Origin of the sequence: Paraburkholderia youngii (assembly GCF_013366925.1) — a bacterium.
Classification (GTDB): Bacteria; Pseudomonadota; Gammaproteobacteria; order Burkholderiales; family Burkholderiaceae; genus Paraburkholderia; species Paraburkholderia youngii.
The window spans coordinates 3,472,157-3,497,489 of record NZ_JAALDK010000001.1 but is presented as its reverse complement, the minus strand read 5'-3'; the positions used below and the strand labels follow the sequence as shown (position 1 = coordinate 3,497,489).

General features: G+C 63.7%; 23 protein-coding genes. 7 read left to right on the top strand and 16 right to left on the bottom strand.

All coding sequences use genetic code 11. The features are described from left to right. Window positions 1–24: 24 nt before the first annotated feature. From G5S42_RS16060 to G5S42_RS16035, 6 genes are all read right to left on the bottom strand, one after another. Window positions 25–870 carry an NAD(P)(+) transhydrogenase (Re/Si-specific) subunit beta gene (locus tag G5S42_RS16060; RefSeq protein ID WP_176107655.1) on the bottom strand — a complete coding sequence of 282 codons (846 nt, stop codon included), beginning with the start codon at window positions 868–870 and terminating at the stop codon, window positions 25–27. 54 nt (window positions 871–924) lie between these two features. Further along, window positions 925–1,740 (bottom strand): fumarylacetoacetate hydrolase family protein, encoded by an 816-nt coding sequence (locus G5S42_RS16055; RefSeq protein WP_176107654.1) that lies wholly within the window; start codon window positions 1,738–1,740, stop codon window positions 925–927. Window positions 1,741–1,749: 9 nt separating this feature from the next. Continuing rightward, complete coding sequence (gene frc / locus G5S42_RS16050; RefSeq protein ID WP_176107653.1) at window positions 1,750–2,997, bottom strand: formyl-CoA transferase; 1,248 nt, start codon at window positions 2,995–2,997, stop codon at window positions 1,750–1,752. A gap of 24 nt (window positions 2,998–3,021) precedes the next feature. After that, window positions 3,022–4,785 carry a thiamine pyrophosphate-binding protein gene (locus tag G5S42_RS16045; protein ID WP_176107652.1) on the bottom strand — a complete coding sequence of 588 codons (1,764 nt, stop codon included), beginning with the start codon at window positions 4,783–4,785 and terminating at the stop codon, window positions 3,022–3,024. A gap of 414 nt (window positions 4,786–5,199) precedes the next feature. After that, window positions 5,200–5,919, bottom strand: a complete 720-nt coding sequence (locus tag G5S42_RS16040) for a GntR family transcriptional regulator (protein ID WP_013091210.1) — start codon at window positions 5,917–5,919, stop codon at window positions 5,200–5,202. Further along, entirely contained in the window at window positions 5,897–6,115 is a 219-nt protein-coding gene (locus tag G5S42_RS16035; RefSeq protein ID WP_176107651.1) for a hypothetical protein, read from the bottom strand. The genes G5S42_RS16040 and G5S42_RS16035 overlap by 23 nt, the downstream gene beginning before the upstream one ends. A gap of 367 nt (window positions 6,116–6,482) precedes the next feature. Here G5S42_RS16035 and shiA point away from each other — a divergent pair, with 367 nt between their 5' ends. The 3 genes from shiA (at window position 6,483) to G5S42_RS16020 (ending at window position 9,759) form a co-directional block, all read left to right on the top strand. Further along, on the top strand, window positions 6,483–7,802 hold the full coding sequence (gene shiA / locus G5S42_RS16030) for a shikimate transporter (protein ID WP_176107650.1): 1,320 nt from the start codon (window positions 6,483–6,485) through the stop codon (window positions 7,800–7,802). 414 nt (window positions 7,803–8,216) lie between these two features. Next, window positions 8,217–9,620, top strand: a complete 1,404-nt coding sequence (locus tag G5S42_RS16025; protein WP_176107649.1) for an L-lactate MFS transporter — start codon at window positions 8,217–8,219, stop codon at window positions 9,618–9,620. Window positions 9,621–9,630: 10 nt separating this feature from the next. Then, window positions 9,631–9,759, top strand: coding sequence for an MFS transporter small subunit (locus G5S42_RS16020; protein ID WP_176107648.1), 129 nt, complete (start codon window positions 9,631–9,633; stop codon window positions 9,757–9,759). Window positions 9,760–9,834: 75 nt separating this feature from the next. Here the strand turns inward: G5S42_RS16020 and G5S42_RS16015 are convergent, their stop codons facing one another. From G5S42_RS16015 to G5S42_RS16005, 3 genes are all read right to left on the bottom strand, one after another. Next, a complete protein-coding gene (locus G5S42_RS16015) occupies window positions 9,835–10,869 on the bottom strand; it encodes an SGNH/GDSL hydrolase family protein (RefSeq protein ID WP_176107647.1) in 1,035 nt (344 codons plus the stop codon). Between the two features lie 121 nt (window positions 10,870–10,990). Further along, on the bottom strand, window positions 10,991–11,416 hold the full coding sequence (locus tag G5S42_RS16010; protein WP_176107646.1) for a DUF3830 family protein: 426 nt from the start codon (window positions 11,414–11,416) through the stop codon (window positions 10,991–10,993). A 280-nt stretch (window positions 11,417–11,696) separates the two neighbouring features. After that, window positions 11,697–12,608 (bottom strand): helix-turn-helix domain-containing protein, encoded by a 912-nt coding sequence (locus tag G5S42_RS16005; RefSeq protein WP_176107645.1) that lies wholly within the window; start codon window positions 12,606–12,608, stop codon window positions 11,697–11,699. Between the two features lie 182 nt (window positions 12,609–12,790). On the opposite strand from G5S42_RS16005, the gene G5S42_RS16000 reads away from it, so the two are divergent. Beyond that, window positions 12,791–13,792, top strand: a complete 1,002-nt coding sequence (locus tag G5S42_RS16000) for a helix-turn-helix transcriptional regulator (protein WP_176107644.1) — start codon at window positions 12,791–12,793, stop codon at window positions 13,790–13,792. Window positions 13,793–13,877: 85 nt separating this feature from the next. Here G5S42_RS16000 and G5S42_RS15995 read toward each other — a convergent pair whose 3' ends face one another. The 4 genes from G5S42_RS15995 to G5S42_RS15980 form a co-directional block, all read right to left on the bottom strand. Beyond that, window positions 13,878–14,639 carry an ABC transporter permease gene (locus tag G5S42_RS15995; RefSeq protein ID WP_176107643.1) on the bottom strand — a complete coding sequence of 254 codons (762 nt, stop codon included), beginning with the start codon at window positions 14,637–14,639 and terminating at the stop codon, window positions 13,878–13,880. Beyond that, window positions 14,636–15,562 carry an ABC transporter ATP-binding protein gene (locus G5S42_RS15990; RefSeq protein ID WP_176107642.1) on the bottom strand — a complete coding sequence of 309 codons (927 nt, stop codon included), beginning with the start codon at window positions 15,560–15,562 and terminating at the stop codon, window positions 14,636–14,638. Before G5S42_RS15990 ends, G5S42_RS15995 begins: the two co-directional genes overlap by 4 nt. Before the next feature lie 220 nt (window positions 15,563–15,782). Then, window positions 15,783–17,714, bottom strand: coding sequence for a hybrid sensor histidine kinase/response regulator (locus tag G5S42_RS15985; protein ID WP_176107641.1), 1,932 nt, complete (start codon window positions 17,712–17,714; stop codon window positions 15,783–15,785). After that, window positions 17,711–17,995 (bottom strand): ATP-binding protein, encoded by a 285-nt coding sequence (locus tag G5S42_RS15980; RefSeq protein ID WP_176107640.1) that lies wholly within the window; start codon window positions 17,993–17,995, stop codon window positions 17,711–17,713. Before G5S42_RS15980 ends, G5S42_RS15985 begins: the two co-directional genes overlap by 4 nt. A gap of 71 nt (window positions 17,996–18,066) precedes the next feature. Between G5S42_RS15980 and G5S42_RS15975 the strand changes: the two genes are divergently transcribed. Further along, a complete protein-coding gene (locus G5S42_RS15975; RefSeq protein WP_176107639.1) occupies window positions 18,067–18,537 on the top strand; it encodes a hypothetical protein in 471 nt (156 codons plus the stop codon). A gap of 100 nt (window positions 18,538–18,637) precedes the next feature. On the opposite strand, the gene G5S42_RS15970 is transcribed toward G5S42_RS15975, so the two are convergent. Together G5S42_RS15970 and G5S42_RS15965 are read right to left on the bottom strand one after the other, a co-directional pair. Next, on the bottom strand, window positions 18,638–20,332 hold the full coding sequence (locus G5S42_RS15970) for a tannase/feruloyl esterase family alpha/beta hydrolase (RefSeq protein WP_176107638.1): 1,695 nt from the start codon (window positions 20,330–20,332) through the stop codon (window positions 18,638–18,640). Beyond that, window positions 20,329–21,444 carry an OpgC domain-containing protein gene (locus tag G5S42_RS15965; protein ID WP_176107637.1) on the bottom strand — a complete coding sequence of 372 codons (1,116 nt, stop codon included), beginning with the start codon at window positions 21,442–21,444 and terminating at the stop codon, window positions 20,329–20,331. Before G5S42_RS15965 ends, G5S42_RS15970 begins: the two co-directional genes overlap by 4 nt. A gap of 330 nt (window positions 21,445–21,774) precedes the next feature. On the opposite strand from G5S42_RS15965, the gene G5S42_RS15960 reads away from it, so the two are divergent. Next, window positions 21,775–22,923: an acyltransferase family protein gene (locus G5S42_RS15960; protein ID WP_176107636.1), complete on the top strand. Its 1,149-nt coding sequence runs from the start codon at window positions 21,775–21,777 to the stop codon at window positions 22,921–22,923. 85 nt (window positions 22,924–23,008) lie between these two features. Continuing rightward, window positions 23,009–23,269, top strand: a complete 261-nt coding sequence (locus G5S42_RS44335; RefSeq protein WP_312883639.1) for a hypothetical protein — start codon at window positions 23,009–23,011, stop codon at window positions 23,267–23,269. 16 nt (window positions 23,270–23,285) lie between these two features. Here the strand turns inward: G5S42_RS44335 and G5S42_RS15955 are convergent, their stop codons facing one another. Then, entirely contained in the window at window positions 23,286–25,184 is a 1,899-nt protein-coding gene (locus G5S42_RS15955) for an ATP-dependent metallopeptidase FtsH/Yme1/Tma family protein (RefSeq protein ID WP_176107635.1), read from the bottom strand. Between the last annotated feature and the right edge of the window lie 149 nt (window positions 25,185–25,333).

Sequence of the window (25,333 nt, the reverse complement as noted above, 5' to 3'; positions counted from 1 at the left end):
TGTCAGGGGCGTATGCATCGTCGATTAGCGGCGCGTAGTGAAATGAACCGGCCGCTTGTGTGTACATTTGCGCGAACCGTCGCGCTGGCGCCCATTGCTTCGTCTACCGTCACGCGCATTCCGACGATCAGCCCAGGCGCTCAAGCGCATCATCGCCGGCGCGACATCGCGAAGCGCCCACGTCTGCTCTTCTCCACCATGCCACTCGAGGTTCGCGAGCAGGCCCGGCTTGCCGATCGCCAGGCCCTCGCTGCGCGCAGCGACCGCACGCATGCGCGGTGCGCAACCGTCGTGATGCGCCGCGTGAGCGGGGTCGGACGAGTACTCGCGGCTCAGCATCAGATGCACGCCCATCGCCATTGCCAGCGCGCCCGTCGCGAGCAATGCCGCGAGTCCGAATGGCTGTTCCTGTTCGGTGACGAAGCTGTAACCGAGCCAGCCGCATAACAGCAGCGCAAACAGATTGACGACGTGATGGCCCGGCAGCGCGGCCGCCTCGAGTTGCAATACGCCGCGCAGTTTGCAGAACGCGATCGCACAGGTCGCGAAGATCAGCGCGCCGATCAATACGGCTGAAAATAGTTCGATGCGTTCGGTGTTCTCGTGCGCCGCGGCCAACAGGTAACCCATCAAGCCTATCGACGCGACCGCCAAACCCATGCCGCTGCCGAGCAATGCGAGCATCCGGGCCCTGTGTTTTGGATCTCGTTCGCGCACGCATGTGTGCCGATGCGCCGAACGCCCCCCGAACTGTCGTCGCGTGAGCGCGGTCACTGCGACCGTCAGCACGGCGACCAACGCCATCGCGACGGCCACCGCAAGCAGCAGCAACAGGTCCGTCAACACGGCACTCCCACAGGCTTGCGGCATGCGTGATCCTCCGTGATGCGATGAAAAGGCAAGAGCCCGAGGTCCCTGCCCTCGTCAACCGGCGTTCGCGGTATCGCCCAATCGCCGTGGCTCGTCGCGCGGCGCCGCGCTCAAGGTATTGCTCAGCGTGCCGATCCCATCGATCGTGATCGACACCGTTGCACCGTCCTTGATCGAACCCACGCCCACCGAAGTGCCGCACGCGATCACGTCGCCGGGTTCGAGCGTCAGATCCTGTGAAATCAGACTCACCTGCTCGGCCGGCGAAAAGACCATATCGGCGAGCGGATAGTTCTGACGCTCGACGCCGTCGAGTGTCGTCAGCAGGCGCGCGGCCCGCCAGTCGAAACCGGAGACGATGGCCGGACCCAGACAACAGAACGTATCGAAGCTTTTCGCGCGGCACCACTGCGGAAAATGCGGATTCTCGTTGAGCAGATCGGCGGCGGTGACGTCGTTGACGAGCGTGAAGCCGAAAATCGCCGCCTCCGCCTGCTGCACATCCAGATCGCGGCAACGCTGGCCGATCACGATACCGAGCTCGCCCTCGTAGACGATCTTGCCCGCGTAATGCCGCGGCCGGCGGATCGGCTCGCCCGTGCCGATTACCGACGCCGCCGGCTTCATCAGAAACAGCGGATGGGTAGGCACGGGTTTGTCGAGCTTCGCCGCGAGCGCGTGATAGTTATTCCACAGTGCGACGATCTTGCCCGGCGCGCACGGCGCCAGCGGCGTCAGTGCGCGCAGCGACAGAACCGCGCCGGTCGGCACCGGCTGTGCGAGACTTTCGTACTCGTGCAGGTAGGCGCCTTCGACACGACCGAACACGATGCCGCCGTCGCCCGACATGAACCGCATCCACGTCTGCATGCCTCGCTCCTAGATCGCGCCAGCCGTGCGCAGCGCCATGATCTGCTCGGCCGAATAACCGAGCTCGGCCATCACTTCATCGGTATGTTCGCCAAGCAGCGGCGAGCGTTTGACGTCGGTCGGGCTGTCGGACAGCTTGATCGGATTGCCGACGGTCAGATACTTGCCGCGCTGTGGATGATCGACTTCGACGATCGTGCCGGTTTTGCGCAGCGACGGCTCCTCGGCAATTTCCTTCATCGACAGGATCGGCCCGCACGGAATGTCGTATTTGTTCAGGATCTGCATCGCCTCGAACTTGGTCTTCGTCATCGTCCAGCGTTCGATTTCGGCGAAGATCTCCTTCAGTCGCGGCAGGCGCGCGGGCGCTGTCGCGTAGTCGGGGTCCGTGGCCCACTCTTCCTTGCCGATCACGTTGCAGATCTTCGCCCACACGGGCGCCTGCGTGATGAAGTAGATATATGCGTTGGGGTCCGTCTCCCACCCCTTGCACTTCAGAATCCAGCCCGGCTGCCCGCCGCCCGACGCATTGCCCGCGCGCGGCACCGCGTCGCCGAACGTGCCGTTCGGATATTGCGGATACTCTTTCATCACGCCGGTGCGATCGAGCCGCTGCTGATCGCGCAGTTTGACGCGGCACAGATTGAGCACGCCGTCCTGCATCGCGGCGAGCACGCGCTGGCCGCGTCCGGTATGCGTGCGTTGATAGAGCGCGGTGACGATGCCGAGCGCGAGATGCAGCCCCGTGCCGCTATCGCCGATCTGCGCGCCGGTCACGACCGGCGGGCCGTCGTCGAAGCCGGTGGTCGACGCCGCCCCGCCCGCGCATTGCGCGACGTTCTCATAGACTTTGCAGTCCTCGTAAGGACCGGGACCGAAGCCCTTCACCGATGCGACGATCATGCGCGGATTCAATTCTTGAATCCGCTCCCACGTGAAGCCCATCCGGTCGAGTGCGCCCGGTGCGAAGTTTTCGACCAGTACGTCGCATTTCTGGATCAGCGCTTCGAGCACCTGCTTGCCTTCCGGATGCTTGGTGTCGATCGTGACCGAGCGCTTGTTGTGATTGAGCATCGTGAAGTAGAGGCTATCCACGTCGGGAATATCACGCAGTTGCTCGCGCGTGATGTCGCCCGCGCCTGCCCGTTCCACCTTGATCACGTCCGCGCCGAACCATGCGAGCAATTGCGTGCAGGTCGGTCCCGATTGCACATGCGTGAAATCGAGGATGCGCACACCGTCGAGTGCCTTGGCCATGTCGTGTCTCCTGAACGATGAAGGTTATTTGTACATGGTCTGGTTCTTCGTGCCCGGTGCGTATTCACGCGGGTCGACCCAGATGTTGACCACCGCCGAGCGGCCGGTGCGATGAATCGCTTCGCGCGCACGCTGTAGCGCGCTCGCGATCTGCGCGGGATCGCGCACTTCCTCGCCATAGCCGCCGAGCATTTCGGCGAATTTGTTGAACGGCACGTCGCCGAGCAGATTGCCGACGTTGCCGCGTTCCTCGCCGTACTTGGCAAGCTGGCCGTAGCGGATCTGGTTCATCGCCGAGTTGTTGCCAACCACCGCGAGATACGGCGCGCCGAAGCGATTCGCGGTTTCCATGTCGAACGCGGTCATGCCGAACGAGCCGTCGCCGTAATAGCAGAGCACTTCCTTTTGCGGATGCGCGAGCTTCGCCGCGAGCGCGAAGCCGGTGCCGACGCCGAGCGAGCCGAGCGCGCCGGGGTCCATCCACTGCCCCGGTCGGCGCGGCCGCACCGCTTGCGCGGAGATCGTCACCACGTCGCCGCCATCGCCGATATACACGGTGTCGTCGGACAGGAATTCGTTGAGTTCGTACGCGACGCGGTACGGATGAATCGGCGTGCTATTCGAGCGGAACAGTGGCAGCAGTTTTTCGGTCGCGGTCGCTTCGGCGTCGCGCAACTGCGCCATCCATTTGCGGCGCGCCTGACGCCTGTCGTCCTTGATACGACCGCTCGCGGCTTGCAGCACGGCAGCGAGAATCGCGCCCGGATCGCCGACGAGGCCCAGATCGATATCGCGATTCTTGCCGACGGTTCGGTAGTCCATATCGATCTGCACCAGCGTCAATTCCTTGCTGATGCGTCGGCCGTAGCCCATGCGGAAATCGAACGGCGTGCCGACCACGATCAGCACGTCGGCATTCGCAAACGCCTGCGAACGCGTGCGATCGAAGTGATGCGGATCGCCGGGCGGCAGCAGCCCGCGGCTCGCGCCGTTGAAGTAGCCGGGAATCTCGATGCCGCGAAGCAGCGCGATCGCTTCCTCGTGACCGCGCGCGGTCCACACCTGCTGACCGTACAGGATCGCGGGGCGTTCGGCGTTGACGAGGATATCGGCGAGTTTTTCGATGTCGCGCGGATCGCCGATCGATTTCGTCGACGCGCGATAGCGGCCCGGCCGCGGCACGATCGCGCGCGTCGCGTCGACTTCGCGGTCGAGCACGTCGCGCGGAATTTCCAGGTAGGCGGGACCGGGCGCGCCGTTGAAGCATTCGCGAGCGGCCATCGAGATCATGTCGGCGACGCGCTCGGTGCTCGATACGCTCGCGGCGAACTTCGTGATCGGCGCCATGATGTCGACGTGCGGCAGGTCTTGCAGCGAACCCATCTTGTGCTGGGTCAGCGCGCCCTGCCCGCCGATGTGCAGGATCGGGCTTTCCGAGCGGAACGCGGTGGCGATGCCGGTCACCGCGTTCGTGCAGCCGGGGCCGGCGGTGGTCACCACGCAGCCGAGCTTGCCGGTCTGGCGCGCGTAGCCGTCGGCCGCGTGCGCGGCGACCTGCTCGTGGCGCACGTCGATGATGCGGATGCCTTCGTCGACGCAGCCGTCGTAGATATCGATGATGTGGCCGCCGCACAGCGTGAAGATCGTGTCGATTCCCTCGTTTTTCAGCGCCTTCGCAACCAGATGGCCGCCCGACACGATGCCCGCGTCGCGGGTCTTCTGCTTGAGCGTGTCGTCGGCGGTCGTGGTGGCCGTGGCCGGACTCAGGGATGAAACAACTGCAGACATGGTCATCTCCTCATCTATCGGATGTGCAACGGTTATCGACGGACGCGTCCGCTTCGATATACGTCCGGCTGCACCGACGTCTCACGGCTTCGAAGATACCGTATGTGATATATCACATTGGTTCAAGCCAAATTTCGAGACAGAAACGGCGCGAGGTTCGTGCTGCTCAAGCTTGCCAGCCGTCGCTTTGCGCTGAATCTGCAAGGCTTTGCGGCGTTTGTTTCAAGGGAAAACACCGAGTCGCGAATGGTGGCTGTCGTTGTTGATATATCACATACCATATTTTTAAGACCGTCAAGCACGGTTTATCCCGCAGCGGGGTGCTCGCTCGAAGCGCGCGAACGCAAAAAGCCCGCGGTGCTTGCACACCGCGGGCTTTCGACATCAGAAGGCAATCAGGCGTCTACGCCGCCATCAATCGAGAAAATCGCAATTGGCTTCGACGAACGCCGCGAGATCGAGCGAATGCTGACGCGTGAGCCGCTCGGCCAGTTCGGTATCACGCTTCTCCAGCGCCTCGATGATGCGCAGATGATCGACGATCGAGCGCGCGGCCCGGTCGCTCTGCGAGATGGTCATGCGCCGGATCGCGCGCACGTGGATGAAGATGTTTTTGATGGTGTCGAGAATGATCTGCGACTTCGACAACTCGACGATCGCCTGGTGAAACGCGATGTTCGCGTCCGAATACTCGGCGATATGCTCGGCCGGCGTCGTGTCGCGGAAATTGTCGAACATATGACGCAGGCGGCCGATTTCCTCGTCGGTCGCATGCAGCGTGGCAAGACGCGCGGCCATGCTTTCGAGCGCGGCCCACATCTGGATCATCTCGACGATTTCGCGCTTGCTCTTGCGCACGATGTAGATGCCGCGCCGCGGCACCATGCGCAGAAAGCCCTCCTGCTCGAGCAGTGTCATCGCCTCGCGCACCGGCGTGCGGCTCACGCCGAGCGATTCGCTGAGCACGCGCTCGTCGAGACGGATCTCTTCGCGATTCTGGTAGATATCCGCGTCGGCGATTGCCTGACGCAGCATCGCATACGCCTGATCGCGCAAGCTCGCGCTCGCGCCGATAGGCTGCAACGACAGGGTCAACGGGGTGGCCACTGTTTCAGTTGGAAGTTCTGACGACATTCATCGCCTCTGCTTGAACACGCGCGCGATTCGGCGCCGCCGCTTTGCCGCGCTGCTCGCCGAGCCCCACGAAGCGGCCATGCTGCGATGCACGCGCTCCGATCGAGTCGGGAATCCAGTCGGTCAGCAAAACGGTGGCGGCACAGCCCAACCCTGCGACAGCGACGGCGAACAGCGCGAGAGGTACGAATTCCACGTGCAACTCCGAAGATTGAGAAAGATGATTCCTCAATCATATGCTGCAACGCCGCATTTTTCAATATTCGGTATGTAGTATATCAACACTGTTGTTTTTAAGATGCCTCACGTTAGCACGCCATAGGCTCCGTGGCTCGCCCACATCATTGCCCGCGATGGGCTCCTTGGCGCTTGGTGTAAACACGCAAAATGCGCGCTATTCGCGCAGCCGCGTGCGATCATCGCGCATTTTTACCATTGCGCGGATTGTGGATTCCGGGTCGCGTCATTAACCTTCCGGACATCCTGCCGCGCAGCGATCGCATCGAATGCCCTCCCGGCGCGGCGCGATCGACTCAAGCCCATGTCACGTTGAAGGAGACTCGATGAGCACCACCCACCCGCAGGCCGCAGTGGCCACGCACCGCAAAGCGCGCAATCAGGCTCGCAAGGCCGCGCTCGGCAGCTTTGTCGGCGCCGTGGTCGACTGGTACGACTTCCTGCTGTACGGCATCGTCGCCGCGCTCGTGTTCAACGCCGAGTTCTTCCCGAACGTCGGCCCGGCGATGGGCACGCTCGCCGCGTTCGCGACCTTCGGCGTCGGGTTCCTGTTCCGCCCGCTCGGCGGCTTCGTGTTCGGCCACTACGGCGACCGGCTCGGACGCAAGCGGATGCTGGTGCTCACCGTGATGATGATGGGTCTGTCGACAGCCGCGATCGGTCTGCTGCCGGCGTTTTCGACGATCGGCTGGCTGGCGCCGGTACTGCTCGTCACGCTGCGCGCGATCCAGGGCTTCGCGGTCGGCGGCGAATGGGGCGGCGCGGCGCTGATGGCCGTCGAAAGCGCGCCCGAGAAAAAGAAGGCCTTCTACAGCAGCGGCGTGCAGGTCGGCTACGGCGTCGGGCTCGTGCTGTCGACGGGTCTCGTCGCGCTGATCAGCCGCTCGATGGACAACGCCGCGTTCCTCAGCTGGGGTTGGCGTCTGCCGTTCCTGTTCAGCGTCGTGCTGGTGCTGATCGCGTTGTGGATCCGCTCGAGCATGGAGGAGTCGCAGGAGTTCGTCGAGAAAGTCGGGCAGCATGGCGAGCGCCGCGTGCGCCTGCCGATCGTCGAAGCGCTGCTGCGCCATCCGAAGGCCTTTCTGCTGATCATCGCGCTGCGGCTCGCCGAGCTGTTCACGATGTACATCGTCACCGCGTTCGCGCTCAGCTACTCGACCACGAACCTGCACATGCCGCGCGAATTCTTCCTGACGATCGGCTTCGTCGTCGGCGCGCTCAGCTGTGTGACGATTCCGTGCTTCGCGTGGCTCGCGGATCGCTTCGGGCGCCGTCGCATCTATATGATCGGCGCGCTGGTCGGCGTGTTCAGCGCGGTGCCGTTCTTCCTCGCGCTCGAAGCGCGCTCGACCATATGGATCGTCGTGTTCGCGGTGATGCTTGCCAACATCGCGCACGATATGGTCGTCAGCGTGCAGCAGCCGATGTTCACCGAGCTGTTCGGCACCGAGTACCGCTATAGCGGCGCGGGTGTCGGCTATCAGGTGGCGAGCGTGGTCGGCGGCGGCTTCACGCCGTTCATCGCGGTCGCGCTGGTCAGCTTCGCGGGCGGCTCGTGGCATCCAGTGGCCGCATATCTGGCGATCGGCTGTCTGATTTCGGTACTCGTTGCAGCGCGCATGAAGACCGGCCGCAGGGTCGATTGATACCGGCGAAACTCGCCGCCGATACACGACGGGCCGACGTGGCAAAGAAGCAGCGCCGGCCCGTTTCTTTTTCGTGCCGGGCGACCTGCGCGGCTCGCTTGTCGCGCACTTTGCATAGTGCCTCTAGTCGAAAGTTCGGGGCGACCCGTTCGGCGCGTCCCACGATTTGCAGAATCGCGTGAAGAGTCGTCGCGTTTGACCAGGATCACACCTTATGTCCGCGCGCTTCATATTGCGAAGCCATCGTCCACGTCCTATTGTCGACCCAGGCATGATTTTCGGGTGTGTTGGACCGGTCATATGAAATAAAAGTACATATAGCGATGACGGGGCCGCCCGCGCAAGTTACACTCCGCCGCCTCAGGTAATTGCACGAAACGCCGATAAACAGAACAACTGTAAGGAGACCCACTTATGAGTAGCATCAGCGAGCCGGGCAGCCAACAAGGTTCAGCCCCATTCTTTTCGAAACAGGCCACCATCGCGCAGCCCGGTTTCTCGCGCTGGATGGTGCCTCCCGCCGCTCTGGCCGTGCATCTGTGCATCGGCCAGGCCTACGCGTTCTCGGTCTTCAACGGACCGCTGACCAAGGTGGTCGGCATCACGCAGTCCGCGCCCGATGACTGGTCGCTGACCGCGCTCGGCTGGATCTTTTCGCTTGCGATCGTGTTCCTCGGTTTGTCGGCGGCGTTCGCCGGCAAATGGCTCGAACACGTCGGTCCGCGCCGCACGATGTTCACGGCCGCTTGCTGTTTCGGCGGCGGCTTCCTCGTGTCCGCGCTCGGCGTGTACCTGCATCAGATCGTGCTGCTGTATCTCGGCTACGGCGTGATCGGCGGGATCGGGCTGGGGCTCGGTTATGTGTCGCCGGTGTCGACGCTGATCCGCTGGTTTCCGGACCGCCGCGGCATGGCGACCGGCATGGCGATCATGGGCTTCGGCGGCGGCGCGATGATCGCGGCGCCGTTGTCGGTCGCGCTGATGAAGCACTTTCAAAGCGCGACGAGCATCGGCGTCGCGGAGACCTTCATCGTGCTCGGCATCGTCTATTTCATCTCGATGACGATCGGCGCGCTTGCGATCCGCGTGCCGCCGGCGGACTGGAAGCCGGCCGGCTGGACGCCGCCCGCAGCGACGCAGCACCGGCTGATCACGAGCAATCACGTGCATATCGACCAGGCGCTGAAGACACCGCAGTTCTATCTGATCTGGCTCGTGCTGTTCCTGAACGTGACGGCTGGCATCGGCATTCTCGGCCAGGCCTCGGTGATGATCCAGGAGAGCTTCAAGAACACGGTGACGGCTGCCGCGGCGGCCGGCTTCGTCGGGCTCCTGTCGCTGTTCAACATGGGTGGGCGTTTCGTGTGGGCGTCGGCGTCGGACTGGATCGGCCGCAAGAACACCTACTACATCTTCTTCGCGCTCGGCGCGGTGCTCTACTACCTCGTACCGAGCTTCGCCGCGAACGGACAGATCGCGCTGTTCGTGCTGACGTACTGCATCATCCTGTCGATGTACGGCGGCGGCTTCGCAACGGTGCCGGCCTATCTCGCCGACATGTTCGGCACGACGTTCGTCGGCGGCATTCATGGACGTCTGTTGACCGCGTGGGCCGCGGCCGGCGTTGCGGGTCCGGTGCTCGTCAACTACATCCGCGCGTATGAAGTCGCGAACGGCGTAGCGAAAGCGGACGCGTACACGATGACCGTACACATCATGGCCGTGCTGCTCGTGATCGGCTTTATCTGCAACCTGCTGGTCAAGCGTGTGGACGAGAAGCACCACATGACCGATGCACAAGTCGCCAAAGGCGCGTGAGGAGATCCGTATGTCGACCGTTCAAACCGTACATCCGACCAACAAGGTGATGCTCGCGGTGTTCTGGCTGTATGTGATGGTGCCGCTTGCGTGGGGAGTCATCAATACGCTGACGCAGGCGACGAAGTTGTTCAAGTGACGATGTGATGTGGCGCGCACCCCGGCCTGGTTGAAGGACGGGGTGCCGAAAACAGGCCACGCCGCGGTGCACCTCTCACCGCCCCAACCCGCTATGCGCGATCTGCTGCTCGACGAACTGCGCAAACAATGCATGCATATGCGTGGTCGGATGCAGATCATCGGCGAACATGTAAGTCCGATCCGCGTTGGCGCTCACATAGGTCGCCGGCGAGCATAGCAGCGAGGTGTCATCGGGCGTTTTCTTCGGGTCGCAGGCCTGCCCCGTATTCGACACGGTAAAGCCGTTCGCCTGAAAGTTTCCGATCACCTGATTCGTCCACGTGTACGAATCGATCTCGATCACCTTCGATTGCAGCCCATCGGTTTGCAGCGCGCTATTCAACGTAGCGTTGAATAGCTGCGACAACTGCGTGAGGTTCGCGCCACCATCGGCCGAAGCGAGCCCCTTCGGCGACAGCCCGATATTCGGCACATTGATCACCACCACATGCACGCCGCCGTTCTGCACGATCTGCCCGACGAGCTGGGCGAGCGTGGTGGCCGCCGCCTGCACGACCGGCGCAGCGGCGGGCAGGTTGCCGGCGCGCAGCACATCGTTCGAGCCCGCCCACACGAGCACCAGCTGATTGGCGTTGAAGCTGCCGTGAGCGCCCAGATAGCTCGACAGTTGCTGATTGACCGGCATTTCGATGTTGCCGATGACGTCGCTCAGGTAGTCGTACTGGTTCGCCGGTGTCGCCACGGTCGAGCCGCCTTCCGCATAACCGAGGCCGCTCTGCGCACTCAGCCTGTGCGTGAGATCGATCGTGAACGCGGCGCTCAGCGTATCGCCGTAGTATTGCGCGACGTTCTGGGCCCATACCTGGCCGGGGTTGGTGGTGAAACGGCCGCCGCCCACCGCACTCGCGAGGGGCGCATAGGTCCCGACGTCCGACAGGCTGTCGCCGAACGACACCACCTGCAGCTTGACGCCGCCGGCCGGCTCGGTCGCCGTGCCGCCGCCGCTACTCGAGCCGCCGCTGCCGCTGCCGCCCCCGCCGCAAGCCGACAGCAGCACGATCGACATGGCAAAAACTACAGCGCGGACCTTGTCATTTATGCCTCGCATTTGCTCCTCCTCGCCGGGCGGGCCAGACGGTGCCGCGTGCCTGACGTGCGCGGCCGGTACCCGACCGCACGCGGCTCTTCAACCAAGCATCGCGTATGCCCAGCAAGGAAGTGCGGCCCGCTCAAAACCTCTCGAACACCACCTCCTGCGCACCCTCCCACAGCACCTTCGTGCCGAGTTCGCGCAGTTTCTCCCGGCCTTCGACGATCGTCAGAAAATGATTGCCCGCGAGTTGCCCCATCTTGCTCGCGAAGCAGCACGAGCCATAGGCGAGGATGATCTCGGTCTCGCTATAGCCGCCCGGATAGAACAGGATGTCGCCGACCGACGGATGGCTCGTGTGATTCTCGAAGCCGACCGCGACCCCGTCGTTCTCGAGCTTGAATTCGCCGAGCGGCACCCAGCAGCCCTCGCCGCTCCAGCGCACGTGGATCAGCTTCTGCCGGTACGGCAGCAGCTTCAGGAACGCGGCCACGGTCTGCGGCGCATCGGGATGCGTTTCGGCGATGAAGGGGTGGCCGCAGGCGGTCATCTTGAGTCGGGTCATGGCGCGTTATCCGGTGTATGAAATTGAAAGGCGCTTCGATTCTGTCGTCCGATGCAAGGTTTCGACAGGTACACTTGTGCGCGTCGCGGTCAGTCCAGTTAGACCAGATACGATCGCAGGTGGCGGGCCGAGCCGCAAAGCCTTGCGCGACGTGCGATGCCAGTTTGCAGCGCGCGCAGCCACGAATGTTCGTAGTTTGCAAGCCGCGCAATGCAACGCACACTGCGCAGGTGCGTGATTCCGACTGGAGAAAAAAACAAGCCGTTGCGGCTCGTCCATCTCAACCGCGCAGCCGGTAGGCGAGCGGCGTCGCGCCATAGCCACGCTTGAATTGCACGGAGAAGTGACCGGCATTCTCGAAGCCGACTTCGAGCGCGATTTGCAGCACGGTTCGATCCGTGGCGCGCAGCAGCCTCGCCGCTTCCTCGAGCCGTAAGCGCGTGACGAACTGGTGTGGCGTCTCCCCGGTCTCGCGGCGAAACACCCGGGCAAAATGAAAACTGCTTAGGCCGGCCTGCTCGGCCAGTTCGGCGATTGCCAGATCTTCGGCGAGATTGGCGCGGATGTAGTCGGTCACCCGGCGGATGCGGCGCGGCACCAGCCGTTCGGGCCTCGTCGCGCTGCCGCGGCGCGCGCCGTTGCCGCTCGAATAGTGCTGCAGCAGGTGCGCGGCGAGCGCGTGAACCAGCGTATCGACATACAGACGCGAATCGGCGGGATCGCGGGCGGCGCGATGCAGTGCGGCAAGCATCGCGGCGATCAGCGGATCGTTGAAGCGCATCGCGTCGCCGAGCGACAGTTCACGCGACGCGTCGAGCCCCATCTGTTGCGCGACGCTGTCGAGCAAATCGCGCTCGATGTGCACGTGCAAGGTAGACAACGGCTCGTCGCTGATCGAATGCCAGCGCCACGAGATCGGCGTGGGCGGCACGAACCACAGGTCGTTCACGCGCATATCGGCGCTTTCCCAAGTTCCGCCGAGGTTGCGTTCGAGATGCTCGGCGCCGCTCGCGAGCGTCATCAGCGTGAAGTCGCGCAAACCGGGCGCTTCGAGCAGGTCTTGCCGCACCGGTTCGAGATACGAGCGCAGCACCAGATGCCGCCACTCGCGATCCACGCTCGACACGAGCCGCTGGCCGGCCATATAGCGGTCGTAGGCGAGCGTCGTCGTGAGCTTGGGAATTCGTGCCATCACATCCCTTCGAAGGAGGTGCCGTATGGAAGGAGAAGCGCCGCCGTACCCGTATTGCCGGTCCACTGTCAGCGCAAGATCACAAAAATGATAGCAAGGAACCGGCTACCGACATTTCACGAAATCGCTAATCATTGAGGTTGTCGAATTTCACGCGTTTAGAACGCCGGAGCTACCGTTTCATGGAACATGAATGCGATACGCTGCCGCAATGGCTGAACGGCTCGCCGCAAGGCGAAGCCGGGCACGCGTCGGCAGCACACCCGAGAGCGGCATCCGCCCAACCGGCTTACCCGGCCGGCGCGCGGCACGCCGCGAAATCAGCCCACGCGGCTGAAACAGTGAAGATGTCTCCCCGTACCGTGAATGGCGCGGGGCGCAGTGGCTTTCTGACTCTGTTTACCGAGGAGGAGATCGGCACGCCGTCGCCCGCGGCGCGCCGCGCCGCGCCGCTGATCAGTCCGCTCGGACGGTTCGGCAGCGCGCAGGACCGCATGGAGTTCGTGCGTCAGCGCATCAGGCAGCTGGGCTTCGACTCGTTCAGCTATACCGCCACGCGCACGTCGTCGCATCACAAGACGATGTTCGTATTGACGAGTTACGAGTCGCAGGCATGGCTCACGCGCTATTTCCGAGAGCGCTATTTCGAGCTCGATCCGCGCGTCGCGCACGCGTCGCCGACCGGCATGCCGTTTCTGTGGAATACCGCCGATCTGCGCGCCGATCTGCCGCGCGCGCAGTTGCGCAGCGAGCGGCTCGGCGCTTTGATCGACATGCTGGAAGCGGCCGGGCGCAAGAGCGGCATTCTCACGCAGATGCCGCTGCCGGAGCCGGAACTGAGCGCGAGCCTGTGCTTCAACTCGGCGATCGGCAACCCGCGCTGGATGACCGAATCGATCGTCGCGGAAACGCTGATGTTCGCGCACTCGATTCACGAGTTCATCTGGACGCACGCGAAAAGCGTGATCGGCATCGCGCCCGCGCAGCAGCAGCGCATCGCGCTGAGCAAGCTGCAGCATGCGGTGCTGAAGGCGGTCGTGCAGGGGCAGCGGGACAAGGAGATCGCGTATTTCCTCGGCCTGTCGCCGCATAACGTCGACTATCATCTGCGGCGCTTGCGGCAGTTGTTCAACGTGCGCAACCGCGTGCAGTTGATCAATGTCGCGCAGGCGTATCTGTCGTAGTCGGCGTCACCGCGTATCGATGAAGAGGGCGCGACGGCTTTTTTTCGCCGTCGCGCCCTCTCCTCATTTCAGTGTCGCATGTCTATCAACTTTTCAACCGATAGCCGGTCCTGAAGATCCAGCCGACGATCACGAGGAACACCGCGAGAAACAGCAGCGTCATGCCCAGACTCAGGCCGACGCCGACGTCGCCCAACTCGAAGAAACTCCAGCGAAACCCGCTGACCAGATAGACGATCGGATTGAACAGCGTGACGGCATGCCAGAACGGCGGCAGCATGTCCACCGAATAAAAGGCGCCGCCTAAGAACGTGAGCGGCGTGACGATCAACAGCGGCACCAGTTGCAGCTTCTCGAAGCTGTCCGCCCAGATGCCGATGATGAAGCCGAGCAGACTGAACGTGACCGCCGTCAGAACCAGAAACAGCACCATCCAGAACGGATGCATGATCTGCAACGGCACGAACAGCGCGGCGGTCGCGAGAATGATGAGTCCGAGCAGGATCGACTTGGTGGCCGCCGCGCCCACATAGCTGACGACGATCTCCAGATACGATACGGGCGCCGACAGCAGCTCGTAGATCGTGCCGGTGAAACGTGGAAAGTAAATCCCGAACGACGCGTTCGCGATGCTTTGCGACAGCAGCGACAGCATGATCAGCCCCGGCACGATGAACGCGCCATAGCTGATGCCCTCCACTTCCTTGATGCGCGACCCGATCGCCGAGCCGAACACGACGAAGTACAGCGAAGTGGAAATGACCGGCGCGATGATGCTTTGCATCAGCGTGCGCCACGTGCGCGCCATTTCGAACTTGTAGATCGCGCGCATTGCGTAGATGTTCATGGGTTCCCCCGCAGCAGACTGACGAAAATGTCTTCGAGCGAACTCTGCGTGGTGTGCAGGTCCTTGAAGCGGATGCCGGCATCGTCGAGCGACTTCAGCAGCGCGATGATGTCGGTGCGGCCGCCCTCGCCTTCATAGGTATAGATCAGCTCGTTGCCGCCGTTCGCGACCGCCAGCCCATAGCCGGCGAGCGCAGCCGGCACATCGTCGAGCGGGTACTCCAGTTGCAGCGTCAACTGCTTGGTGCCGAGCTTGCGCATCAGCTCGGTCTTCTCTTCGACCAGCATGATCTCGCCCGCATTGATCACGCCGATGCGATCGGCCATCTCTTCGGCTTCGTCGATGTAATGCGTGGTCAGGATGATCGTCACGCCGCTCGCCGCGAGCGAGCGCACGAGCTTCCACATGTCGCGCCGCAGCTCGACGTCGACGCCGGCGGTCGGTTCGTCGAGGAACAGCACGCGCGGCTCGTGCGACAGCGCCTTGGCGATCAGCACACGCCGCTTCATGCCGCCCGACAGCGTGATGATCTTGTTGTTGCGCTTCTCCCAGAGCGACAGGTCGCGCAGCACTTTCTCGATGTAAGCGGGGTTCTTCGCCTTGCCGAACAGGCCGCGGCTGAACGACACGGTGGCCCAGACGGTTTCGAACGCGTCGGTGGTCAGCTCCTGCGGCACGAGGCCGATCAGCGAGCGGGCCGCGCGATAGTTGGCGCCGATGTCGTGACCGTCCACCGTCACGCTGCCTTCGCTCGCGTTGACGATACCGCAGACGATGCTGATCAGCGTGGTCTTGCCCGCGCCGTTCGGCCCGAGCAGCGCGAAGATTTCTCCACGGTGGATTGCCAGATTGATGTTCTTCAGTGCCCGAAAACCGCTGGCATAGGTTTTCGACAGATTCGTGACCGAAACGATAGGCTGCATGGACTCGATAATGGCGACACCGCTGTTGAATGAGGGAAACCGGCGTGAACGGACGCGCCGCATCCGCAATGTAATGGAAAGTGCGAAAGCCTGCAGAGCACGGAACCACGCGGCCGCGGATTCGCCGCGGCGCGAGATAGTTCGGCTTACTGATGGGTTCGGATGCAGACCGAGGCCCGGCGCGGCCATCCGGGCGAGCGCGACGCGTGCCGGCAGCCTTTTACGCCGACGCGCTGTGGTGCGCGCCCGGAAAGCGGCTTGCGATCACGTTCTGGATTTCCTCGACCGACACCGGCTTCACCAGATGATGATCGAAGCCGGCCTCGCGCGAGCGCTGCCGGTCGGTGGCCTGGCCATAGCCGGTCACTGCGATCAGCAGCGCGTCGACGGTGACCGGACGGCGGCGCATCTCCTGCGCGAGCTCGAAGCCATCCATGCCGGGCAGGCCGAGGTCGAGCAGCACGATCTGCGGCTGGAAGTGCGCGGCCAGTTCGAGCGCAGTGTTGGCCTCGTGCCCGACGCGCACCTCGTACCCGTCCGCCTGCAGCACCAGCGACAACGCGAGCGCCGCATCGACGCTGTCGTCGACGAGCAGCACGCGCAGCGCCTGGCCGCCGTGATTCGGCACGGCTTGGGGCGCCGCCGTCGACGCTTGCTCGGCGTCGGCAAGCCGCGTCAGCGGCAAACGCACGACGAACTCGCTACCGCGCCCCAGTCCCGCCGAAAACGCCTCGATCCCGCCGCCGTGCAACTCGACCAGCGTACGCGCGAGCGGCAGGCCGATGCCGAGGCCGCCTTCGGAGCGTTCGATCGAGATTTCCGATTGCACGAACAGATCGAAAATATGCGGGATCGTTTCGGCGCCGATGCCCACGCCGTTGTCGCGTACGCTGATCAGCACGTCATCGCCCGCTTCGCGGACTTCGATGCGGATGTCGCCGCGCTGCGGCGTGTACTTCGCCGCATTCGACAGGACATTGCCGAGCACCTGCGCGATCCGCACGCCGTCGCCGACGACGAACAACGGCTCGCCGGGCAGATCGGTGGTGAGCGTATGGCCCTTGCGATTCAACGCGGGCCGCACGGTTTCGATCGCGGCTTCGAGCGCGGCGGCCAGCTCGACGATCTCGTGGCGCAGCGTAATCTTGCCCTGCCTGATGCGCGCGACGTCCAGCAGATCGTCGACGAGCCGGCTCAGATGCTTGACCTGGCGCCCGATCACCGCGCGCATCGCCTCGAAGCTTTGCTGCGAGGGCGCACGGCTCGGGTCGAGCAGTTCGATCGCGTTGCGGATCGGCGCGAGCGGATTGCGCAGCTCGTGCGCGAGCATCGCGAGGAACTCGTCCTTGCGGCGATCGGCGTCGCGCAACGCCATCTCGTTGGCCTTGCGATCCGAAATATCGTTGACGATGCCGGCGAGCCGGTAGATGCGCCCGCGCGCGTCGCGCACCGGAAAGCCGCGCTCGACGGCCCAGCGCGACTCGCCGTCGGGCCGCACGATCCGGTATTCGATCTCGTACGCGACACCGGTCGCGAGCGCGCGATATGCGGCCTCGACCGCGGCCTCGTCCTGCGGATGAATGTGGTTGGCCCAGTGTCGCCCGCTCGGCGTCGGCTCGTGCGCCGCGTCGCCCCACAGACGCCGATACGCGGGGCTCACATACAGCAGTTGCGCACTCGACGGGTCGAGCATCCAGAACACGTCGTCGATGTTCTCGGCCATCTGCCGGAAGCGTTCTTCGCTCTCGCGCAACGCGCCCTCCGCGCGGCGAACGCGCAGCAGCGCGCGCACCTGCGCGATCAGCTCGGCCGGCTCGACCGGCTCGGTCAAATAGCTGTCCGCGCCGCCTTCGAGGCCGCGCACCCGGTCCATGCTCTGCACCGCGGCCGCCGACGTGTGGATCACGAGCACGCCCGAGGTCTCGGGCGCGGCTTTGATGCGGCGGCACACTTCGAAGCCGTTCAGATCGGGCAGATTGACGTCGAGCAGCACGAGGTCCGGCTGCGAAATGCGCGCGCGCTCGATCGCCTGCGCGCCGTTGCCGGCCTCGATCACGATGAAGCCCGCGCGCGACAGGATGCGCGTTTTCGCGTAACGAGCGCCTTCGTTATCGTCGACGTTGAGGATCAGATTCGCGTTCGCATCGGTCATGAAAAGGCGTGTCCGTAGGAGAATGCCCGCGCGCCGCCCAGACCCACGCCCAATCCGTTGCGGCTCGTGAAACCGTCGGTCAACGCCTCCTGAAGATCAGCAATTCCCGGACCTTGTTCGATGAAGGCGAGCCGCGGACCGGTGCGGCCTTTGCGTTGCACCGTGCAGGAGTAGACGTCGCCGCCGCGGCCATACGTCAGCGTGTCGCGCGCGAGTTCGCTCGCCGGGCTCACCGCTTCAGCGTCGAGCACGCGCGCCATCGCGGCGCTCTCGTCGATCATCGGCCGATGAACCCCGAGGCACACCCCTTGCGAGGTTCACATGACACCAAACCTTTTCGTGGAGGTGAATCATGAAACGCATGACCAGGACGATCTTTGCTTCCGCGCTCGTGATGGCGTTGTCGGGTGGCATATACGCGCAGGCGGGCGGTGCTGGCGGCGCGGGCGGCGGCGGTAGTGCAGGAGGCGCGGGCGGCGGTGCTGCCGGCGGCACGAGCGGCGGCGGTGGTGGCGCGGGTGGCACCGGCATCGGCGCCGGTGGCGGCACGACGGGCGGCGCGGGCGGTACGGCCACTCCGGGTGTTGGCCCGGGCTCGGTCCGCACGCCGGGCAACACCGGCTCCGGCTACGGTTCGCCGGGTGTGACGGGCACCGGCGGCGGGATGGGCACCGGTACCGGCGCGAGCCCGAATAGCCCGGCGACCGGCGGTTCGACAGGCGGCATGGGCAACAACATGAACAACGGCATGCGCAGCGGAACCGGCAACAACATGAACAACGATAACGACATGAACAACGGCAGGATGCAGAACGGGCAGTAACGGCCATCGAGCTTCAGCGGGCGACGCGGCGTCGAGTTGCCGCGTCGCCGTTTTCCTGTGCGGCCCGCTCGTCGGCACAGGCGCTGCGACGACTCATACCTCAAGGCTGCGCACAGACAAAACTACTCGCCAGATTTACATTGCCTTTGCCGATATAACGCGGAAACCCGGGATAGCGGCACAGCGGCCGCGAACGTCCATTCGTCGCCGCGGCGAGATCGGTGGCCGTCAGCGTTTCCGGCGCGACGCCGCGCGTGACCCACGCGTCGAGCGCGCCGAGCAGATCGACCGAGGGAATGAACACGCCGTTGCCATGCTGGAACCCCGGCACCATGTAGAGCCGCATGAAACGATCGACCTCGTCCTTGCCGAAACGCGCGATCAGCGCGTCGTGATACGCGGTCGTCTGGTTCGGGCTGATCACTTCGTCGGCGAGACCTTGCAGCGTGATCAGCTTGCCGCCGCGCGCGATATAGCGTGACAGGTCCGGGTTCATCGAGCCGATCGTGGCCGACAGCGCGATCAGCTGCGAGAGATATTTTCCGGGCCGTTGCGGATCGAACGTCAAGGAATCGAACTGCGCGTCGCGCGCGACGAAGTAGCGCAGATAGCCGTCGCCTTGCGCGAACAGATATCCGTTCGCACGGAACGTCGGCACCGGCTGACGCCGCGGTTGATGCACGAGCCCGAGTGCGCCGGTCAGTTGCGTGCCCTGGAACACGTTGTAGCCGCGATAGCCGCTCACGCCCCACGCGAGCCGATACGGCAGCGACAGTCCATCTTGCATCACCAGCAAGGTGGCCAATTGCGCGTCGGTCAGACACGCATCGTGCGATGAAGGGCGCAGCGCGCAGCGCAGCGAATCGATAATCTGCGCCTGGTGCGCGCGGCACGCTTCGACGTCACTGACGATGCCGTCCTCCGTGCCGTCGAGCCGGTCGCATACCTCGAGCGTGCGTTGATGGACGGCTTCGAGCAGCGCCGGTGGCACGAAGCCACCCGGCGTGCCATATTCGGCTTGGCCGAGCTTCACGCCGAGCAGCCGCACGCCGGAAAAATTCAGCGCGGGCGAATTGGCGATCACGCCGTCGTAGTCGTCGGGAAAGCGCTGCATCACCGTGTAGCCTTCGCGGCCACCCGTCGAGCCGCCGGCAAAATACATGCGCTGCGGCGGCCTGCCGTACGCGTTCGCGATCAGCGCGAGCGCGACGTCGTGGGTTTTCTTCAGATGCGCGTAGCCGAAGTTCGTCACCGCTTCATCGACGAGACCGAACTCCGCGAGCGACGAATCGCCGACATGCCCCGAGTCGTCGCCGAACGTCGCATAGCCTTGCGCGAGCGGCGCGCGATCCGGCGAGAACGGCATCACGCCAATGCCGCTGACGACCACGCCGTTGTACCCGCCACCGCCGATCTGCAACGCGCGGCCATTCCAGCGGCGCGGCAGATTCAGATCGAAGCGGATGTCGGGTGTGGTCGGATTCAGTGCCTTGATGCGGCCCGTGATGCGGCAATACTCGCCGCCTTGCTGATTGCCCTGCGCGGTCGCGCCGATCATCGCCGCACTTTCGATCAGCGCGCCGGCCGTTGGCATCTCGATCAGTTCGGGCGACAGCACCGCGCCCGCGAACTCCGCGCAGTGCATCGCGAACGGTGTTTCTTTGGCCTGTGCGGCCGTGCGATGTATCGCAAGCCACGCGAGCACCACGACGCTCATCACGGTTGCGAGTCCAACTAGCTTGCGCGTGGTGCGCATCGTAGTCGTGACGCGCCCACGGCGCTCGCGTCGTGTCATCCGCAACCCGCGCCTTTCGCGTGCGCGCGCGGCTGCTGCCCCTTCCAGCCGCTCCACCCGCGCGCGATCATCAGCAGCGCGCCGATCGCCGCGAGGTCGCCGCCGAGCCCGACCAGCACCGCGCGAAAACCATGAAAGGTGTGCGGTGTCGCCGTGTCGATCATCAACGACACCAGCGTGCCGGTGACGAAGCACACGAGCCCGGCGCGCCCGACCGTCACCACGACGGGCAGCCGCCTCGCGAGCCACGCGATGCTGCCCAGCCGCACGAACTGGGCGGCGAGCCAGGCGATGACGATGAAATTGATCACACGTTCCACTGAAAGATTCTGTTTGTGCGTGCCGGGCAAAGGCTGCGTCAGCACGAAAAGTTTGACGATCGCGAAGGCAAGCACCGCAACGACCGCGACGCGCGTGAGCCACCGGGCGGCGCAGCTCGCATGAAAACGTTCGCTGATCGGCTGCATACGACACAGCATGCCGAGCACGAACATCAGTTGCCACGCAAATGGATTAAAAGCCCAGCCGGCGACATCGTCAATGCTGAATAACGCGGCAAGCGGCCGCGCGACGGCCCACAGCGCGAGGCTCACGGCAAGCGCAAGCGATACCGAGCGGCGCGCGAGCGGCACCATCACCGGCACACATAGCGCGAACAGCACATACATCGGCAGCACGCTGGACAGATACGGCTGCCGTCGTAACAGCGCGATATCGAATGCCTCACGCCACGGCTGCAACGCAAAGGGTGGCCAGCCGGTCATTTCTACCATCGCCCGATTCAGATCGAGCCGCGCGAGAACCGCGCCGGACACGAGCATCAGCATCGCCGTCAATAGATACGCGCGATAGATTTCCCAGCAGCGTTTGACGAAACGCAGCTGCGCCGCGTGTTCGCCGCGATGCGCAAGCACCGCCGTATACGCCGCCGCCGATGCATAGCCGCCGAGAAACACGAACACCTCGGCTGAATCGCACAACGCGTACGCGTGCAGCATCAGATGCGATAGCGTGCTGCCGGGAATGTGATCGAGCACGATGACGATCAGCACGATACCGCGAAAGAAATCGACTTCGACCGATCGTCCACGACCACGGCCAGATGTTTCCATTCGTCTTCTCGAAGAATGCGCGCGCCGACTGCACGCAAGAACGTGAATGGCCACGCGTCAGCGGCCAATGCCGTGCGAACTGCAAAACGCTAATTCGTTCCCCGCATCGCCTATCTGAAATCGAGTCGTTGGCGACTGGTAATACTCGGTGCGTCTTGAACGAACGCGCGGAAAGTTTTGCGGCTTTTGATGCACGAAACAGGGACGCCCGCATTGACGGGCGGATACAAGCCTCGAAAAAAAATCATCGAACGCGCGCGGCGATTTTTTTCGCATTTTTTCCCCGTACGATGTTTTCGTGCTTTTCAGCCGCTTTGCGAATAGAGGTTTATGAAAAACAGAATTGCCGGATTCGATGGGTTGCGCGCGATCGCCGTGCTAATGGTGTTTCTGCAGCATCGTCTATTCGGCGACATCGGCGAGATCGGGCATCTCGGCGTGTGGATCTTCTTCGCGCTGAGCGGCTTTCTGATCATCGGCCTCCTGTCGTCGCAACGCGCGCGCATCGAATCGGGCGACAGCCGTTTCGGTGTCGAACTCGCACGCTTTCTGTTTCGTCGTACGGTGCGCATCTTTCCGATCTATTACCTGATGCTCGTCGTGATGTGCGGGTTGATGGCATTCGGCCTCGCGAATCCGGAGCTCGCGAGCGGCATGCCGTTTCACTTTGCGTATCTGTCTAACTTCTGGATCGGCTCGGTGCTGCGCTACTGGCCGGGCCGCTATTCGCACTTGTGGAGCCTCGCGATCGAGGAGCAGTTCTATCTCGTGGTTGCGCCGCTTTTGCTGCTGCTTGCCGCGCGGCGACATCGAGCGGCATGTTGGGCGATCGTGGCCCTCGGCCTTGCTGGGTTGTTCGCGATGCGTGCCGCGCATTGGGATGAGATCGCGATCTATACGCACCTGTTGAGCAATGTCTGGCTGCTCGCGTTAGGTGGTATCGGTGGCTTGGTGATCGCGGACGATCGCGGCCGCGTGCGTGCCTGGCTCGGTCATGGCCTGACGCTGTTCGCGCTGAGTCTCGTCGTGATCGGTTTGTGCGCGGCCGAGCCGAGATGGAGCACGCTAGACGATCCGTTGCTGTTTACCGCGATCAGCGCAATGTACGGGATCGGTATCGCGGCGCTAGTGGCTTCGATTGCGTGTTGCCGCAATGCTGCCGTGATGGGTCTGTTGCAGACGCGTTGGCTCGCCGGTCTTGGGCGCATCAGTTACGGCTTTTATCTGTATCACAACCTGATCCCCGATCTGACGCGCAACCGTCACGCCGAAGCGTTGTTCGGCGGCACCGTGCCGATGTGGGCACATATGCTTGGCATCGTCGCATCGTTTGCGATTTCGCTAGGCATCGCGTTCCTGTCGTGGCGGCTGATCGAGGCGCCGATTTTGCGGCTACACGGATCACGCCATCGTTCGGCCTCACCATCCGGCCGCCCCTCACCTGAGGCACTGCGCGGGACCGAACCGGCCAAACGATAGAAGCGCGCCTGCTTCAAACATCCGCCACGGGACCGTGGCACGCGCATTGCTGTCCGAGGCTTATCTTCAACAACTGGAGAGCATCGTGTCGAACACAGCGAACTCCCCGAGCGAGCCTGATCGGCCGGCGGACGACGATCCCGGCAGTCCACCCGCCGAGGTCTCGAAGCCCATCGGCGATGCACTCCCCACTCCGGTCGAACCGGGCCTCGACCAGCCTCTGCCGAAAAAAGGCGAAACCCCCGAACCCGACCCGAACAAATCAGGCCCAGGGGGCGGCGACCCGTCAGGTGATACCGATGCGCCGCCGGGTGTGCCCAATCCGGGACCGTCCCGGTTCGCGTAGCACTTCGAAGCGACCGTCAAGCCGCCGCGGGCTCATGCACGATCTTCAACGTGCTCTTGTGCTCGGCAATGAGCCGATAGACGGTATCGCCGGGCACGGTCTCATGCTCGAGCAACTGCTCTGAAATGTCGCGCAGTACCGGCTCGTACGCGTGCAACAGCCCGTAGCAAAGTTCGTTGAGCTCCTTGAGCAGCACGTTCGCATGCTCGATTGCGCTCTTCATTTGCAGGCCCGCGTACTGCGACGGCAGCGCCGCGAGACTGAATAGATCGCCGTCGCTGTTGAAGCCGAACTTCGACACCATGTCGAGGCTGATACGCGAGGCCTCCTGCAAGTCCGATGCGGCGCCGCTCGATGCTTCGGAGAACATCAGAATCTCCGCGTTGCGTCCGCCGAGCAGCACCTGGATTTCATTGCGGATCTCCGTTTCGCGGTACAGGTGCTTGTCCTGCGCTTTCGTGATCAGCGCGACGCCGAGCGCGCCGCCGCGCGGCAGGATCGTCACTTCCTCGAGCACGCCGGTGCCCAGCAGCGCGGCGACCAGACCGTGACCCGCCTCATGCACCGCGATGCGCTTGCGCTCGTCCTCGGTGAGCGCGCGCTCGGCGCCGCTCACGTCGCCGATGCGCGCGATCTTGATCGCTTCCATGAAGTGCTTCGCGGCGATTTCGTTATCGCCCGCCTTGCGCGCGATCAGCCCCGCCTGATTCACGACCATCGCGACGGTGGCCGGCGACAGTCCAGTCGTCAAACGCGCGAGCTGGTCGTAGTCGATATCCGCCGCTTTCGACTTCAGCCGCTGCGCGTAGAAACGGAAAATCTTCGCGCGGTCTTCGCGGTCGGGCAGACGCACCTGCACCGTGCGATCGAAACGGCCGGGGCGGCGCAACGCTTCGTCGAGATTGTCGGGATGGTTGGTCGCGGCCACCACGATCACGCCCTCGTTCGATTCGAAGCCGTCCATCTCCGCGAGCAGCTGGTTGATGATCCGGTTGCTTTCGGCTTCGACCGGGCCACCGCCGGTATCAGTGCGCTTCGCGAGACCGTCCGCTTCGTCGATGAAGATGACAGTCGGCGCGTTCTTGCGCGCGAGTTCGAACAGGTGCCGCACCTTCTGGATGCCGACGCCGTAGTACTTCGCGCTGAAATAGCTGCCGGTGATCGAAATGAAGTTCGCGCCGCATTCGCCGGCCAGCGCCTGAGCGAGCCGCGTCTTGCCGACGCCGGGCGCACCCACCATCAGGATGCCGCACGGCGCGCGCACGCCCAGCGACGAGAACTGCTTCGGATCGGAAAGGTAACCACGGATGTCGGCGAGAGCGGCCTTCGCTTCGTTCGCGCCGATCACGTCGTCGAAACGCAGCGTTGGCGTTTCGCTGAGCAGCGTCGCGCCGCCCTTCATTTCGCGCCGCATGAACCACGCCATGCCGCCGATCAGCGCGAGCGGCAGCAATACGCTCAGCACGTCGCGCAACTGCTCGAACAGTTGCGTCCAGCGCGCGCCATCGCTGTGGATGTCGACGTCGGGCAGCCACACGAGCTGATACGCGGCGGCGTCGGAGCGCTCGCCCAGCAGCAGCGCGTGCGAGAAGGTGGCGTTGTGATCGGTGACGAAGTACTTCGAGCCGTCGCGCAGCGACACCAGAATCGCGTTGGGACTCACGCCGATCGCCGCGACGTTCGCGTCGTGAATGTCGCGCAGCATCGTCGACGCGTCTTTCTCTTGATGCGTCCACGCGGATGCATCGTGACGCATCTGGCTCGCAATGCCGTTCAGCGCCGGGGCCTGCGGCACGGCGCGATGCTGGAAATACCAGCCGCCCCAACCGACCAGCACCGCGATCAGCACCGCCACAGCGCCCAACGCAATTTTGCGTGCGCGCTTTTTCCTAAGCGAATTATTTCCCGGCTTCATGAGTCATTTCCAAAATGAGGACTTGAACAAGCCCTTACTGAATCAAGCTGTCTGTCAAAATTACCTGTCGAAAGCGCAAGGTGGAGTCTGCGGAAAATCGGCTGAGGCGAAGCGCCACACGGGCGCGTGGCTTAAAGGACAATCCATAA